Source organism: Burkholderia sp. 22088, from assembly GCF_052045915.1.
GTDB classification, from domain to species: Bacteria; Pseudomonadota; Gammaproteobacteria; order Burkholderiales; family Burkholderiaceae; genus Burkholderia; species Burkholderia cepacia.
Map to the genome: position 1 here is coordinate 539137 of NZ_JBQEPY010000001.1, position 15036 is coordinate 554172.

The following is a 15036-nucleotide window of genomic DNA, read 5'->3' on the forward strand; positions in this document are numbered from 1 at the left end:
CCGTCACGCGGTTGCGAGCCACGCGACTCGGCGGCATGCATCGCCCGCCAGGTCGGCCGCGTCGAACGGAAACTCGATGCCGCGCGGCGCCTGCTGCGGCAGCGCCGCGAGCACGCCGGTCACGAGCGGGTCGTTCGGCGCCGGCGCGGCGGCGAAACGGCGCGCGCCCTCGCCCTCGACGGCCTTGCAGTGAATGTATTCCACATGGGACGCGAGCACTTGTGCGCAATCAAGCGGCGCTTCGCCCGGCCACTGCCAGTTGCCGATGTCGAACGTCATCCCGAGCGCATCGGGCATGCCCGCGGCGGCCAATGCATCGAACAGGCCGCGGAACTGCGCGAGCGCGCCGCCGACCGGAAGCTGGCCGTTCTCGACCACCACGCGGGCCTTCGCGCCGCGCGACAGCGCGACGATGTCGGCCGCGTGCGCGTCGCCGGCGAAGCCGCCGAGCTGGAATTTCACGAAGCGCGCGCCGAGCGCGTCGGCTTCCGCAAGCGCGCCGCGCAATGCGTCCGCATCGAGCGCGCCCGTTTCCGTGTACAGGTTGGCCGGCGTCGAATAGACCGACCACAGCCCGTGGCCGGCCAGTAGCGCACCCAGCGCGGCGAGCGCGCCGGGCGCAGCGTCCGCTTCCGACGCGAACAGTTCGCGCCGCACCTCGAAACCCGTCGCACCCGATGCCGCCGCGGTCGCGACGAATGCGCTGTGGCCCTCCTGACGCACGCGGTCCATCCCGAATGCGCTCGCCACGATCACGATGTCTGTCATTCTGCCCTCTTTTCCCCGGAATGGAACCGGTTCCATTTGCTTGAGACGGATGGTGCGCTTCGCCTCGAACCCACGCCATAGAGGAAATCCCTAAGTTGGGGCATGGCACGAACGCACGTTCCGACGGCACGCATCACGCATGCCCGGGCCGGCTTCGGCCGTTCCGGCGAGGTTCAGGCGATATCGTGCGCGAGGCTCATTTCGAGGAATTGTGCGGCGACCCGCGACGGCGCGCCGCCGTGCGGCACGAGGATGGAGAAGTGACGCGTGAGCGGCGCGGGCGCGAGCGAGCGCAGGACGAGCGCGGCATCGTCGTGACGCAGCGACATCGCGGACACGAACCCGACGCCCATCCCGGCACGCACGGCTTCCTTCACGGCCTCGACACCCGCGATCTCGAATGCGACACGCATCGGCGCCGCGCCTTGCGCGAACGCGCGCTCGACGAGTTGCCGCACGGCGGAGCCCGCCTCGCGCAGGACGAGCGGATGGGCCGCCAGCGCGTCGAGCGTGACGCCCGGCGCGTATTCGGGCGCAGCCAGCGGATGCCCGGTCGGCACGATCGCCACGATCTCGTCCTCGCGCCACGCGTGCACCGCGGTGCCCGGCGGCAGCGCCTCGCCGGGCGGCCCTTCGATCATCGCGATGTCGAGCGACGGCAGCGCCGCGACCACGTCGGCCGTGTTGCCGCTCATCGTGTGGATCGCCACGCGCGGGGCGCGCGGCTGGAACGCCGAGATCAGATAAGGCAACAGGTAGCTCGCGGGTGTCGTGCTCGCGCCGATGCGCAGCGTGCCGGCTTCCAGGCCGCGCACCGCGTCGCGAAACGCGCGCGCCTGCGCGAACGTATCGCGCTGCGCTTTCGCGTACTGCGCGAGCTGTTCGCCGATCGGGGTCAGGCGGATGCCGCGGCCTTCGCGCTGGTACAGCGGCTCGCCGAATTCGTCCTGCAGCAGCCGCAACTGGCCCGACACGGCCGGCTGCGACAGATGCAGCGCCACGGCGGCGTGGCTGATGTTCAGGTGTTCGGCGACGGCGGCGAACGTTATCAGTTGATCCGGGGTCATGGGGATAAATTATCGGCTTTCCGGATAGTTTACGTCACAAATCACAATTTTTCATATCGATATAACGAAATTAGGATTACAGCATCGCAACACGCTCCATCACGGTGCCTCCATGTCCACTGCCCCGAGTCCCCATCTCAGCCCCGCCGCGCCGTCGATGCGCGGCCAGTTGAACGGCGTGCTGTTCGTCGCGCTGTTCGCCGCCGCCGTCACGAGCCTGTCCCAGCTTCCCGCGATCGCGGGGCTCGGCCTGTCGCCGCTGATCGTCGGCATCGTCGCCGGTGCGCTGTACGGCAACGCGCTGCGCGACGGCATGCCGGCGAGCTGGGCGGCCGGCGTCAACTTCTCCGCGCGCAAGCTGCTGCGCATCGCGGTCGCGTTCTTCGGGTTGCGCGTGAGCCTGCAGGAAATCGCGCAGGTCGGGCTGCCGGGCCTCACGGTGTCGGTCCTCGTCGTCATCAGCACGCTCGCGATCGGCACCTGGGCCGGCATGAAGCTGATGAAGCTCGACCGCGATTCCGCGCTGCTGACCGCCGCCGGCAGCGCGATCTGCGGCGCGGCCGCCGTGCTCGCGTTCGAGTCGACGCTGCAGTCGAAGCCGCACCAGAGCGCGATGGCCGTGGGCAGCGTCGTGCTGTTCGGCACGCTGTCGATGTTCCTGTACCCGATCGCCTATCACGCCGGTCTGCTGAATCTCGACCCGGCCGGCCTGGGCCTGTTCTTCGGCGGCACGATCCACGAGGTCGCGCAGGTGGTCGGCGCGGCGAGCGACATCAGCCCGCAGGTCGCGCACATCGCGACGATCGTCAAGATGACGCGCGTGATGCTGCTGGTGCCGGTGCTGCTGGTGCTCGGCTGGTGGCTCGCCCGCTCGGCCCGCGCCACCGCCGGCGGCGCGCAAGGCAAGCGCAAGGTGGCCGTGCCCTGGTTCGCGCTCGGGTTCCTCGGCTTCGTGATCGTCAACTCGCTGAACGTGCTGCCGACGGACGTCACGCACACGCTGAACGTGCTCGACACCTTCGCACTGACGATGGCCATGACCGCGCTCGGCATCGAAACCCGCGTGGCACAGATCCGCGCAGCCGGCCCGCGCGCGCTGATGACCGGCCTGATCCTGTACGTGTGGCTGATCGCCGGCGGCTACGGGATCACCTGGGCCGTGCAGCACTGGCTTGGCTGAGTTGCCCGCCCGTGACACGTCGCGCGACGCGCCCGCCGGGAAGGTCCCGCGGGCGCGTCGCAGTGCTATGCTTCGCGTCGTTTTCCATCGCCCTCTTTCAGCCGTGCTCTCGTTCCTGCTGAAGCTGCGCACTCGCGCCCAAACGCTGTTCCGCCTGTCGGACGCCCATACGATGCTGATCTGGTCGGCCATCGTCGGCGTCGGCGGCGCCTTTGCGACGATGGCGTTCCGCGAAGGCATCGACCTGATGCAGCACCTGATCTCCGGGCAAAGCGGCAGCTTCGTGCAGATGGCGAAACGCCTGCCGTGGTACGTGCGGTTCTGGATGCCGGCCGCGGGCGGCTTCCTCGCCGGCTGCGTGCTGCTGCTCGCGACGCGCGGCGACAAGAAGGCGGGCAATACCGACTACATGGAATCGGTCGCGCTCGGCAACGGCGTCGTGCCGGTACGGCAGAGCCTGTGGCGCAGCGTATCGTCGCTGCTGACGATCGGCAGCGGCGGCTCGATCGGCCGCGAAGGCCCGATGGTGCAGCTCGCGGCGCTCGCCGCGTCGCTCGTCGGCCGCTTCGTGCACTTCGACCCGCCGCGCCTGCGCCTGCTGGTCGCCTGCGGGGCGGCGGCCGGCATCACGTCCGCCTACAACGCGCCGATCGCCGGCGCATTCTTCGTGTCGGAAATCGTGCTCGGCACGATCGCGATGGAGAGCTTCGGCCCGATGGTCGTCGCGTCGGTCGTCGCGAACATCGTGATGCGCGAATTCGCCGGTTATCGGCCGCCGTACGAGATGCCGGTGTTTCCGGCCGTCACCGGCCCCGAGGTGCTGCTGTTCGTCGTGCTCGGCGCGCTGTGCGGCGTGCTCGCGCCGCAGTTCCTGCACCTGCTCGACGCGTCGAAGCACCATTTCAAGCGGCTGCCGGTGCCGCTGCCGGTGCGGCTCGCGCTCGGCGGCCTCGTCGTCGGCGTGATCTCGGTGTGGACGCCGGACGTATGGGGCAACGGCTATAGCGTCGTCAACCAGATCCTGCATTCGCCGTGGACCTGGCAGGCGCTGGTCGCGGTGCTCGTGTTCAAGGTCATCGCAACCTCCGCCACGGTCGGCTCGGGTGCGATCGGCGGCGTGTTCACGCCGACGCTGTTCGTCGGCGCGGTGTTCGGTTCGCTGTTCGGGCTCGCGATGGAAGCGCTGTGGCCCGGCCATACGTCGGCATACTTCGCGTACGCGATCGTCGGGATGGGTGCGTTCATGGCGGGCGCCACGCAGGCGCCGCTGATGGCGATCCTGATGATCTTCGAGATGACGCTGAGCTATCAGGTCGTGTTGCCGCTGCTGGTGTCGTGCGTATTCGCGTATTTCGTCGCGCGCGCGACCGGGACGACGTCGATGTACGAAATCACGCAGCACCATTACCAGGACGCGCAGGAGAAGCTGCGCCTGCGCACCACGCAGATGCGCGAGCTGATCCAGCCCGCGCAGACGGTCGTGCCGCTCACGGCGAGCGTCGCCGACATGACGCGCGTGTTTCTCGAATATCCGGTGAAGTACCTGTACGTCACCGATGATGCCGGGCGCTTTCGCGGCGCGGTCGCGCTGAAGGACATCACGTCGGACCTGCTCGACAAGCGCGACACGACCGACAAGACGGCCGCGCATTACGCGCACACGCCGTTTCCGCTCCTGACGCCCGACATGCCGCTCGCCACCGCGCTCGAACGCTTCATGGCGTTCCAGGGCGAACGCCTGCCGGTGATCGAAAGCGAAGCCGAGCCGACGCTCGCGGGCGTCGTCTACAAGACGTCGCTGCTCGACGCGTACCGGCGGATGACCGGCGAGCGCTGATTCGCACGACGCGATGAGGCGCGGCGCATGCCGCATGCTTCATCGCACCCCGCCTTTGCCGCGCATCGCACGCGGCACGACGAATCCGCTGCCGCGTCAGTCCGGCGCACGCCCGAGCACGACACGCGCGAAGAACCCCGCGAGCACCGACTCGGCCACCTCGGCCGGCACGTGCTGCGGATCGGCCGCGTAATACGACTGCACGCCGTCGCACAGGCACATCAGCCCGAACGCGAGCGTCTCCGCCGGCAACAGCAGCGGCGTGCCGGAGCGCTCGGAGAAGCGCCGGATGAATTCGGCCATCTGCACGCGCTTGGCGTGCAGGAACTGGTTGAAGCGCACGCGGAACTTCGCATCGCGCGCGGCCTGCAGCTTCGCCTCGCCCCACAGCAACGAGAATTCGTCGTCGGCGAACAGCGTGCGGTAATGCGCGAGCGTCATCGATTCCATCTGTTCGCGCGACCCGCCCTCGTCGAAGATCGCCTGGAAATCGGCCTGCACCTGCGCATGGTTGCGCTCCAGCAACTCCAGCAGGAGTTCCGACTTGCTGCGGAAATTCGAGTAGAACGCGCCGCGCGTATAGCCGGCCGCGGCCGCGATGTCCTCGACGCTCGCGGCCACAAAACCTTTCTTCAGAAAAATGCGATGCGCGGCATTCAGCAGACGTTCGCGCGTCTGATCCCTGCTCTGCTCGCGGGTTAAGCGCTGTGGTTTCATGGCGCGCAGTCTAGCATCGATTCCCTTTCAAATTCATCTTTGCACTCAGATACAGGTGTGTATTAGAATTCGCCACAGTTTCTGAAAATGCTGTCCGCGCGCCCCTGTCGGCGCCGCTCGGGGCAAGCGCGCGCCGCGCTTGCCGGCTTCGTTCCGCTCTCGCTCTCACCTCACTTGGGGGTTTCGTGAATCGCTCCGGTTCCCGCGCCGTGCTGCTGATCGGCACCGCGCTCGTCCTCGCCGCCTGTCATCCAAAAGAATCCGCGCCGTCCGCCCCGCGCCCCGTCGTCGCACTGCCCGCCCATGCCGACGACGCCGCGGTCGCCCGCACGCTCCCCGGCGAGATCCAGCCGCGTTATGCCACCCCTCTGTCGTTCCGCATCGCCGGCAAGATCATCGAGCGCAAGGTGCGCCTCGGCGATACGGTCAAGGTCGGCCAGGTCGTCGCGCTGCTCGATCCGTCCGACGTCGAGAAGAACGCCGCGAGCGCACAGGCGCAACTCGACGCCGCGACGCACAGCCTCGCGTTCGCGAAGCAGCAGCTCGACCGCGACCGCGCACAGGCGCGCGAAAACCTGATCGCGACCGCCCAGCTCGAACAGACCGAGAACAGCTACACGTCGGCGCTCGCGCAGCGCGACCAGGCGCAGCAGCAGCTCGCGCTCGCCCGGAACCAGCTTCGCTACGCGACGCTCGTCGCCGATCACGCGGGCTACATCACCGCCGAACAGGCCGACACCGGCCAGAACGTGTCGGCCGGCCAGCCCGTCTACCAGCTCGCGTGGTCCGGCGACGTCGACGTCGTCAGCGACGTGCCCGAAGCCGCGCTTGCGCCGCTCACGCCCGGCCACGCGGCCAGCGTCACGCTGCCGTCGCTGCCCGGTCGCCAGTTCGCCGCGAAGGTGCGCGAAATCGCGCCGGCCGCCGATCCGCAAAGCCGCACGTATCGCGTGAAGCTCACGCTCGCCGCGCCCGATCCGGCGATCCGGCTCGGGATGACGGCCAGCGTCGCGTTCGACGGCGCACCGGCCGCCGGGGACGCGCCGTCGATCACGCTGCCCGCGACCGCGCTGTTCCACGACGGCGCGCAGCCGGCCGTGTGGGTCGTGCGCACGAAGGACGACACGCTCGAGCTGCGCCGCGTCGACGTCGCGCGCTTCAACGAGCGCACGGTGACGGTGTCGCACGGGCTGCAGCCCGGCGAGCGCGTCGTGTTGCAGGGCGTGCACACGGTCAGCGCGGGCGAGAAGGTACGCGCGATCGCGCCGCTGCATCCGGAGGACTTCGCATCGTGAGCGTTTCGTACGAAGAAGGCCGCTTCAATCTCTCCGCGTGGGCGCTGCGCCACCAGGCGCTGGTCGTCTACCTGATCGCGCTCGCGACGCTCGCGGGCATCCTCGCGTACACGCGGCTCGCGCAGTCCGAAGACCCGCCGTTCACGTTCCGCGTGATGGTGATCCGCACGTTCTGGCCCGGCGCGACCGCGCGGCAGGTGCAGGAACAGGTGACCGACCGGATCGGCCGCAAGCTGCAGGAAACGCCGGCCATCGACTTCCTGCGCAGCTATTCGCGCCCCGGCGAATCGCTGATCTTCTTCACGATGAAGGATTCGGCGCCCGTGAAGGACGTGCCCGAGACCTGGTACCAGATCCGCAAGAAGGTCGGCGACATCGGCTATACGCTGCCGCCCGGCGTGCAGGGCCCGTTCTTCAACGACGAATTCGGCGACGTCTACACCAACATCTGGACGCTCGAGGGCGACGGCTTCACGCCCGCGCAACTGCACGACTACGCCGATCAGTTGCGCACCGTGCTGCTGCGCGTGCCGGGCGTCGGCAAGGTCGACTATTTCGGCGACCCCGACCAGCGGATCTTCATCGAGGTGAACAACGCGCAGCTCACGCGCCTCGGCATCTCGCCGCAGCAGCTCGGCCAGGCCATCAACGCGCAGAACGACATCTCGTCGGCCGGCGTGCTGACGACCGCCGACGATCGCGTGTTCGTGCGCCCGAGCGGCCAGTTCGACAACGTCGATGCGATCGCCGATACGCTGATCCGCATCAACGGCCGCACGTTCCGGCTCGGCGATCTCGCGACCGTGAAGCGCGGCTACGACGACCCGGTCGTCACGCAGATGCGCGCGGGCGGCTCAGGCGCGGCCGGCTCAGGCGCGGCCGGCAAGGCCGTGCTCGGCATCGGCGTGACGATGCAGCCGGGCGGCGACGTGATCCGCCTTGGCAAGGCGCTCGACGCCGAATCGAAGGACCTGCAGGCGCAACTGCCGGCCGGCCTCAAGCTGGTCGAGGTGTCGAGCATGCCGCACGCGGTCGCGCATTCGGTCGACGATTTCCTCGAAGCCGTCGCCGAAGCGGTCGCGATCGTGCTGGTCGTGAGCCTCGTGTCGCTCGGCCTGCGCACCGGGATGGTGGTCGTGATCTCGATTCCGGTCGTGCTCGCGGTCACCGCCCTCTTCATGTACCTGTTCGACATCGGGCTGCACAAGGTGTCGCTCGGCACGCTCGTGCTCGCGCTCGGGCTGCTCGTCGACGACGCGATCATCGCGGTCGAGATGATGGCCGTGAAGCTCGAACAGGGCTACACCCGCGCACGCGCCGCCGCGTTCGCCTATACGAGCACCGCGTTCCCGATGCTGACCGGCACGCTCGTCACCGTGTCGGGCTTCCTGCCGATCGCGCTCGCGAAATCGAGCACCGGCGAATACACGCGCTCGATCTTCGAGGTGTCGGCCATCGCACTGATCGCGTCGTGGTTCGCGGCCGTCGTGCTGATTCCGCTGCTCGGCTACCACATGCTGCCCGAGCGCAAGCGGCACGCGCACGAGGCGCACCTGCCCGACGATCACGAGCACGACATCTACGACACGCGCTTCTACCGCCGCCTGCGCGGCTGGATCGACTGGTGCATCGAGCGGCGCTTCGTCGTACTGCTGATCACGGGCGCCCTGTTCGTCGTGGCAATGATGGGCTTTTCGCTCGTGCCGCAGCAGTTCTTCCCGAGTTCCGATCGCCCCGAGCTGCTCGTCGACCTGCGGCTGCCCGAAGGCGCGTCGTTCGCGGCGACGCTGCGCGAGACCGAGCGCCTCGAGAAAGTGATCGACAAGCGCCCCGAGATCGATCATTCGGTGAGCTTCGTCGGCAGCGGCGCACCGCGCTTCTACCTGCCGCTCGACCAGCAGCTTCAGTTGCCGAACTTCGCGCAGTTCGTGATCACCGCGAAATCGGTGAAGGATCGCGAGAAGCTCGCGACCTGGCTCGAAACCACGCTGCGCGAGCAGTTCCCGGCCGTGCGCTGGCGGCTGTCGCGGCTCGAGAACGGCCCGCCGGTCGGCTACCCGGTGCAGTTCCGCGTGAGCGGCGACAGCATCGCGACGGTCCGCTCGATCGCCGAGAAGGTCGCGGCGACGATGCGCGGCGACGCGCGCACGGTCAACGTGCAGTTCGACTGGGACGAGCCGGCCGAGCGCTCGGTGCGCTTCGAGATCGACCAGAAGAAGGCGCGTGAACTGAACGTCACGTCGCAGGACGTCTCGAGCTTCCTCGCGATGACGCTGTCCGGCACGACCGTCACGCAGTACCGCGAACGCGACAAGCTGATCGCGGTCGACCTGCGCGCGCCGAAGGCCGATCGCGTCGACCCCGCGAAGCTCGCCGGCCTCGCGCTGCCGACCCCGAACGGCCCGGTGCCGCTCGGCTCGCTCGGCCGCTTCAAGCCGACGCTCGAATACGGCGTCGTGTGGGAGCGCGACCGCCAGCCGACCATCACCGTGCAGTCGGACGTACGCGCCGGCGCGCAGGGCATCGACGTCACGCATGCGGTCGACGCGAAGCTGAACGCATTGCGCGCGCAGTTGCCGGTCGGCTACCAGATCAACATCGGCGGCTCGGTCGAGGAAAGCGCGAAGGCGCAGAAATCGATCAATGCGCAGATGCCGCTGATGGCGATCGCGGTGTTCACGCTGCTGATGATCCAGCTGCAGAGCTTCTCGCGCGTGCTGATGGTCGTGCTGACCGCGCCGCTCGGGCTGATCGGCGTGGTCGCCACGCTGCTGATGTTCGGCCAGCCGTTCGGCTTCGTCGCGATGCTCGGCGTGATCGCGATGTTCGGGATCATCATGCGCAACTCGGTGATCCTCGTCGACCAGATCGAACAGGACATCGCCGCCGGCCACGGCCGCGTCGACGCGATCATCGGCGCGACCGTGCGGCGGTTCCGCCCGATCACGCTGACGGCCGCGGCCGCCGTGCTCGCGCTGATCCCGCTGTTGCGCTCGAACTTCTTCGGGCCGATGGCGACCGCGCTGATGGGCGGCATCACGAGCGCGACCGTGCTGACGCTGTTCTACCTGCCCGCGCTGTATGCGACGTGGTTCCGCGTGAAGCGCGACGAACGCGACCCGCAGAACGGCCCGCCGTCCGGCGGCAGCACGCCGGCCGCGCCGTCGGGAGCCTGACCATGGATCGATCGATGAACCTGAAAACGAAAGCCGTGCGGGCACTCGCCGTCGCGAGCCTCGCCGGCCCGCTCGCGGGCTGCGCCTGGTTCGCGCCGAGCGGTGAGCCGCCCGCGATGCCGTCGCCCGCGCACTACGGCACCACGCCGCAAGTGCAGCAGACCGTGTCCGCGCAAGGCGTCGCGCAGCAGTTCGAGGTCGGCGCGCAGCCGGTGCCCGACTGGTGGAAGCAGTACCGCTCCGATGCGCTGAACGCGCTCGTCGACGAAGGGCTGCGCAACAGCCCGACACTCAGTGCGGCATCGCACTCGCTGGATGCCGCGCGCGAACAGCTGCGCGGGCAGATCGGCAGCTCGATGCTGCCGTCGATCGACGCGAGCGGCCAGGCCGCGCGTCAGCGCGCGCTCGGCGTGCCGATTCCCGCGCTCGGCGCGCCGACGCTGCTGTACGACACGTTCGTCGGCCAGTTGCAGGCGAGCTACACGATCGACCTGTTCGGCGCGTCGCGTTTCGCGAACCGCGCGCTGGCGCGACGCGTCGACGTCAGCGCGTTCCAGCTCGAATCCGCGCGACGCGCGCTGGCCGCGAACATCGTCACCGCGTCGATCACGGTGTCGGTGCTGAATGCGCAGATCAACACGACCGAGCGGCTCGTCGCCCTCGCCAACGACCAGGCGCACGATGCCGAACGCCGCTACGCACTCGGTTCCGCCTCGCGCAGCGACGCGCTGAACGCGCGGCAAAGCGCCGACACGTTCGCGGCGAGCCTGCCCGCGCTGCGCCAGCAGCGCGACTCGGCCCGCCATGCGCTCGCGGTGCTGGTCGGCCGCACGCCCGACCGGCCGCCGGCCGATCTCACGCTCGCCGATCTGCACCTGCCCGAGCAGGTGCCCGTCGTCGTGCCGTCGGACCTGCTGCAAAGCCGCCCGGACATCCAGGCCGCCGACGCGGGGCTGAAGGCGGCCGCGGCCGAAGTCGGCCTCGCGACCGCGCAGATGTTCCCGCAGCTGTCGCTGTCGGCCGCGATGGGCAAAGGCGGCTTCAGCTGGCCGGCGATGCTGTCGGGCGCCGGCGCGATCTGGAACGTCGGCGCGTCGCTGAGCCAGCCGATCTTCCACGGCGGCGCGCTGCTCGCCCAGCGCCGCGCGGCGAAGGCGACTTACGAGGCCGCCGTCGACCAGTACAAGCAGGCCGTGCTCGGCGCGTTCCAGAACGTCGCCGATTCGCTCGCGGCGCTCGAGCACGATGCGGAAGCGCTCGACGCGTCGTCGCGCGCCGCGCTGTCCGCGCGGGGCGCGTACGACGACGCGGCGGCCCGCGTGCGGCTCGGCGCGCTGCCGCCGTCGGCCGCGCGCGCCAGCGAGCTGCAGTATCGCAATGCACGGCTCGACGAGATCCGCGCGACCGGCGCGCGGTTCGCGGATACCGCGCGGCTCTACCAGGCAATGGGCACGCCGCCGGTCGACAAGGGCGGGCCGTCCGGCAAGGCCGGCAACACAGCCGCCGACGGCGCAACCGGCCAGCAAGCGCGCGCCGCCACCGCCGATACCGCCGCCACCGACACGCCGCCTCCGCAATAAGCCGGCCCCGCCATCGCGTGCGCGCGGAATCCCCGCGCGCACGCCTCCCCATCTTCCGCTTGACCCTCACGTAGCGTAACGTTCGAGACTCCAGTGTGCGTACCGAACGGAGGAACGAATGCGACTGAAAGTGGGAGAACTGGCGAAACGCAGCGGGCTGACCGTCCGCACGCTTCATCACTATCACGCGATCGGTCTGCTGACGCCTTCGGCGCGCGCCGACAACGGCTACCGGCTGTACGACCGCCACGACATCGCCCGGCTCCACCAGATCCAGGCGTTGCGTCGCTTCGGCCTGTCGCTCACCGAAATCGGCGATCACCTGAACCGGCCCGGCACCCCGCTCGTCGATCTCGTGGCAAAGCAGATCGCGCTGCTCGACCGTCAGCTCGCGCAGACCGCGCAGCTGCGCGAGCGCCTCGTGAGCCTGCATGCGCAGCTCGCCGCAGGCACGGAGCCGGAGCTGGCCGATTGGCTCACCACACTGGAGTTGATGACCGTGTACGACAAATATTTTTCCGAGGAAGAACTCGCGCGCCTGCCGATGTACCAGAAAAGCCAGGCGGGCGACGCCGAATGGATCGCACTCGTCGACGAAGTGCGCGCGCTGCACGACGCGGGCGTACCCGCCGAGGACGAACGCCCCCGTGCGCTCGCCAGTCGCTGGATGACGCTGCTCGTGCGCGACACGAACAACGACCCGCGGCTGCTGGCGAAGCTGAACCTGATGCACGAGCAAGAACCGGCGATGCAGTCGAAGATCGGCATTTCGACCGCGCTGCGCGACTATGTGCTGCGTGCGTCGTCCGAAAACAAGATGCGGATCTTCGAGAAGTACCTCGCGCCGGACGAGATCCGCTTCATGCGCGCGCACTACGGCGAACGCGCGATGGAATGGCCGCAACTGATGGGCGACGTGCGCGACGCGATCGATGCGGGCGCCCGACCTGCTTCGCCGGAAGGCCGCGCGCTCGCGCAGCGCTGGCTCGAGCTGTTCTGCAGCTATGCCGGCCACGATCCGGCCACGCATGCGAAATTCCGCGCGGCGATGATGAACGAGCCTGCACTGACGCAGGATACGTGGGTCGACGACACGCTGATCGGTTTCGTGCGGGAGGCGATGGCGCAGCTTGCGCCCGCGCGCTGAACGCGTTGAGCGCATGAACGTGCGGGCGGCAGGCGGGTTTCCCGCGTGCCGCCCGTTTCACCATTTGCAGCCCGTGTCGCGCACCGCATCCAGCGCGAGCATCGGCAACGCCAGCAGGCCCGCGCGTGAATACGCGTGCCGGCAGTCGGTGCGACGGGCATTCGACATGCCGTCGGCCAGCCTCGCATCGACAGTGTCACGGCGCGCGGCCACGCCGCCGGACGACGCGCCCAATGCCCCGACCGCCGCCTGCGCCGGACTGCGCGCCGCCGCATGCCGCGAGCCGATCGCGTCCAGATCGCGGCGCCAGTCGAGATCGGGGCCTGGTGCGTTCTCGGAATGGGGTTCACGTCGGGTCGCGATTGCGCCGGCAGGCGTTTCACCTTGCCGACGCGAAACGCCCCCCGTATTCGAAGACGCCCGCTTCGTCATGCGCGACACCGCAACCGCGGCGGATCGTTTCGTCGATGACACGGCGCCCTCGGCACCGCGCTCACTCGCGGCGCGCCCGGTTCGCCCGGCGTCAGGCACGCCCGCCGCGGGCACCGGCCGCGCGGGAATCAGCTCGACGCGCAGCGCAAGCCGGGGCCGCGCCCCGGCGTTCGGGCCGGCCACCGTCGACGCCCGCTGCAGCACGAACCATCCGAGCAGGTGAATCGATACGGACGCGACAACAGCCAGCGCGACGATGCGCGACCGGCGCCGCCCCGCCACGCCGGCCAGCCGCGATGGCGATGCGTCAATCCGGCTCGCCGACACCGTCATCGCTGAACGCGAGCAGGTCGCCGGGCTGGCAGTCGAGATAACGGCAGATCGCCTCGAGCGTCGCGAAACGGATGCCCTTGATCTTCCCTTGCTTGAGCAGCGACAGATTCTGTTCGGTGATGCCGACCGCCGCCGCGAGATCCTTCGAGCGGACCTTGCGCGTCGCGAGCATCACATCGAGCTTGACCACGATCGACATGGCGCGCCTCAGACGAACTGCCGATGTTCGGCATCGAGTTCGCTCGCCTGCCGGAGGATGTGCGCGATGACCGCGATGCAGGCCGCGGTGAACAGCGCGACCACGTACGGCAGGCTGAACCCGATGCTGACCACGCGATGGCCGACCGGTTCGCGCAGCGTCGCCCACACGCTCAGGAGCGGTTCGCACAGCAGGCTCAGCAGCACCCACATCCCGATCGCACGGCCCGTCTTGCCGAGATGGCCGGCCGCCTGCGCGGAGAAATAGTCGCGGCGCGCGTAGGTGCGGAACAGCGCACGCAGATGACGCAGGCCGTTCGCGAGCGCGATCAGCGGCACGCTCGACAGCAAGATGCCGACCGCCTTCTGCCACCACGGGAACGCGGCGACATCCCCGTGCAGGTTCGAGATCACCGAATCGGTGAGGCCGAATACGAGGCCGGGCCCCGACGCCGCGTTCAGTGACGGGAACGCCCAGCACGCGGCGTTGAGCACCAGCATGCCGACGATGAACCACAGCGTGACGGTGGCCATCTGCTGGCTGATACGGGCGATGCGATCGGAATGCATGACGTGTCCTCGACGACGAATGAACGAGCGTCGATTGTACGTCCGAAATTATCGTAAAACGATAATTAATTGCTGTTGAACCATGATTTTTTATTGTTCGACAGGTTCGACTCACCCCCAGCAGGCATGTGTCGCACGCGCCGTCACGATCGCCGGGCGCGCGCCTACCGGTAGTCGCGCGCGCTGATCGCGTGCCAGTGCTTCGTCATGTAGCGCAGAAACGCGGGGCGGGCTTTCAGGTCCGCATTCGGCACGGGCGCCGCGCCGCCGTCCATGAACTTGCCGTTGACCGTGACGGTTTCCTCGCCGCGCAGCACGTACTTCGTGCCCTGGTCGATCAGGAAGTACTTGACCTGGTCGGCGCTGACGTCGCCGCGGCAGCCGATCCTGTACGCGAACAGAAACTGCTTGCGGCCGTTGCCGAGCAGGTCGCGCATCTCGATCGATGCGGGCACGACGTCGAGAATCACGTCGACCGGACATGCCTTCACGTAGTCGCGCACGGTCCAGTCGGGCCGGCCGTCGAGCGTCGCGGCGACCTTGAGCTCGAGGTCGTCGCCGGACGCGGTGCGTACGAGCGTCACCGCATGTGCGCCGGCCGCATCGGTCCACGTGTATTCGGTGGCGGCCTGCGCCAGGTTGCACAGCGCAGTGGCGGCAAGAAACAGACAAGGCGAAAGGAAGCGTCTCTTCATCGGCGAGGTGGAAGCAGGATCGAACGCGCCATTATCGACAC

13 protein-coding genes are annotated in these 15036 nt (G+C 68.8%); 6 read left to right on the plus strand and 7 right to left on the minus strand.

Annotation, left to right across the window (positions count from 1 at the left end; genetic code table 11):
• Positions 1 to 3: 3 nt before the first annotated feature.
• Both ACTJLD_RS02670 and ACTJLD_RS02675 read right to left on the minus strand, forming a co-directional pair.
• Positions 4 to 768 carry a xylose isomerase gene (locus tag ACTJLD_RS02670; protein ID WP_027787317.1) on the minus strand — a complete coding sequence of 255 codons (765 nt, stop codon included), beginning with the start codon at positions 766 to 768 and terminating at the stop codon, positions 4 to 6.
• 173 nt (positions 769 to 941) lie between these two features.
• Positions 942 to 1835, minus strand: a complete 894-nt coding sequence (locus tag ACTJLD_RS02675) for a LysR family transcriptional regulator (RefSeq protein ID WP_060174532.1) — start codon at positions 1833 to 1835, stop codon at positions 942 to 944.
• 112 nt (positions 1836 to 1947) lie between these two features.
• Between ACTJLD_RS02675 and ACTJLD_RS02680 the strand changes: the two genes are divergently transcribed.
• Both ACTJLD_RS02680 and ACTJLD_RS02685 read left to right on the plus strand, forming a co-directional pair.
• Positions 1948 to 3015, plus strand: coding sequence for a YeiH family protein (locus ACTJLD_RS02680; RefSeq protein WP_440657911.1), 1068 nt, complete (start codon positions 1948 to 1950; stop codon positions 3013 to 3015).
• A 103-nt stretch (positions 3016 to 3118) separates the two neighbouring features.
• On the plus strand, positions 3119 to 4852 hold the full coding sequence (locus tag ACTJLD_RS02685) for a ClcB-like voltage-gated chloride channel protein (RefSeq protein ID WP_196486452.1): 1734 nt from the start codon (positions 3119 to 3121) through the stop codon (positions 4850 to 4852).
• Between the two features lie 96 nt (positions 4853 to 4948).
• Here ACTJLD_RS02685 and ACTJLD_RS02690 read toward each other — a convergent pair whose 3' ends face one another.
• On the minus strand, positions 4949 to 5569 hold the full coding sequence (locus ACTJLD_RS02690; protein ID WP_027787313.1) for a TetR/AcrR family transcriptional regulator: 621 nt from the start codon (positions 5567 to 5569) through the stop codon (positions 4949 to 4951).
• Positions 5570 to 5754: 185 nt separating this feature from the next.
• On the opposite strand from ACTJLD_RS02690, the gene ACTJLD_RS02695 reads away from it, so the two are divergent.
• The 4 genes from ACTJLD_RS02695 (at position 5755) to ACTJLD_RS02710 (ending at position 12767) form a co-directional block, all read left to right on the plus strand.
• Positions 5755 to 6864, plus strand: a complete 1110-nt coding sequence (locus tag ACTJLD_RS02695; RefSeq protein WP_440657913.1) for an efflux RND transporter periplasmic adaptor subunit — start codon at positions 5755 to 5757, stop codon at positions 6862 to 6864.
• Positions 6861 to 10040 (plus strand): efflux RND transporter permease subunit, encoded by a 3180-nt coding sequence (locus ACTJLD_RS02700; RefSeq protein WP_059696664.1) that lies wholly within the window; start codon positions 6861 to 6863, stop codon positions 10038 to 10040. Before ACTJLD_RS02695 ends, ACTJLD_RS02700 begins: the two co-directional genes overlap by 4 nt.
• Before the next feature lie 2 nt (positions 10041 to 10042).
• Complete coding sequence (locus ACTJLD_RS02705; protein WP_440657914.1) at positions 10043 to 11620, plus strand: efflux transporter outer membrane subunit; 1578 nt, start codon at positions 10043 to 10045, stop codon at positions 11618 to 11620.
• 118 nt (positions 11621 to 11738) lie between these two features.
• Positions 11739 to 12767 carry a MerR family transcriptional regulator gene (locus tag ACTJLD_RS02710; protein WP_440657916.1) on the plus strand — a complete coding sequence of 343 codons (1029 nt, stop codon included), beginning with the start codon at positions 11739 to 11741 and terminating at the stop codon, positions 12765 to 12767.
• A 57-nt stretch (positions 12768 to 12824) separates the two neighbouring features.
• Here ACTJLD_RS02710 and ACTJLD_RS02715 read toward each other — a convergent pair whose 3' ends face one another.
• The 4 genes from ACTJLD_RS02715 to ACTJLD_RS02730 all read right to left on the minus strand — a co-directional run bounded on the left by ACTJLD_RS02715 (position 12825) and on the right by ACTJLD_RS02730 (position 14995).
• Complete coding sequence (locus tag ACTJLD_RS02715) at positions 12825 to 13403, minus strand: hypothetical protein (RefSeq protein ID WP_440657918.1); 579 nt, start codon at positions 13401 to 13403, stop codon at positions 12825 to 12827.
• A gap of 103 nt (positions 13404 to 13506) precedes the next feature.
• The gene (locus ACTJLD_RS02720) at positions 13507 to 13731 is read right to left on the minus strand and encodes a helix-turn-helix domain-containing protein (RefSeq protein WP_440657919.1); all 225 of its coding nucleotides are present in this window, start codon (positions 13729 to 13731) and stop codon (positions 13507 to 13509) included.
• A gap of 8 nt (positions 13732 to 13739) precedes the next feature.
• The gene (locus ACTJLD_RS02725) at positions 13740 to 14300 is read right to left on the minus strand and encodes a DUF2975 domain-containing protein (RefSeq protein WP_440657920.1); all 561 of its coding nucleotides are present in this window, start codon (positions 14298 to 14300) and stop codon (positions 13740 to 13742) included.
• 164 nt (positions 14301 to 14464) lie between these two features.
• Positions 14465 to 14995 (minus strand): M949_RS01915 family surface polysaccharide biosynthesis protein, encoded by a 531-nt coding sequence (locus ACTJLD_RS02730; RefSeq protein ID WP_059696656.1) that lies wholly within the window; start codon positions 14993 to 14995, stop codon positions 14465 to 14467.
• Between the last annotated feature and the right edge of the window lie 41 nt (positions 14996 to 15036).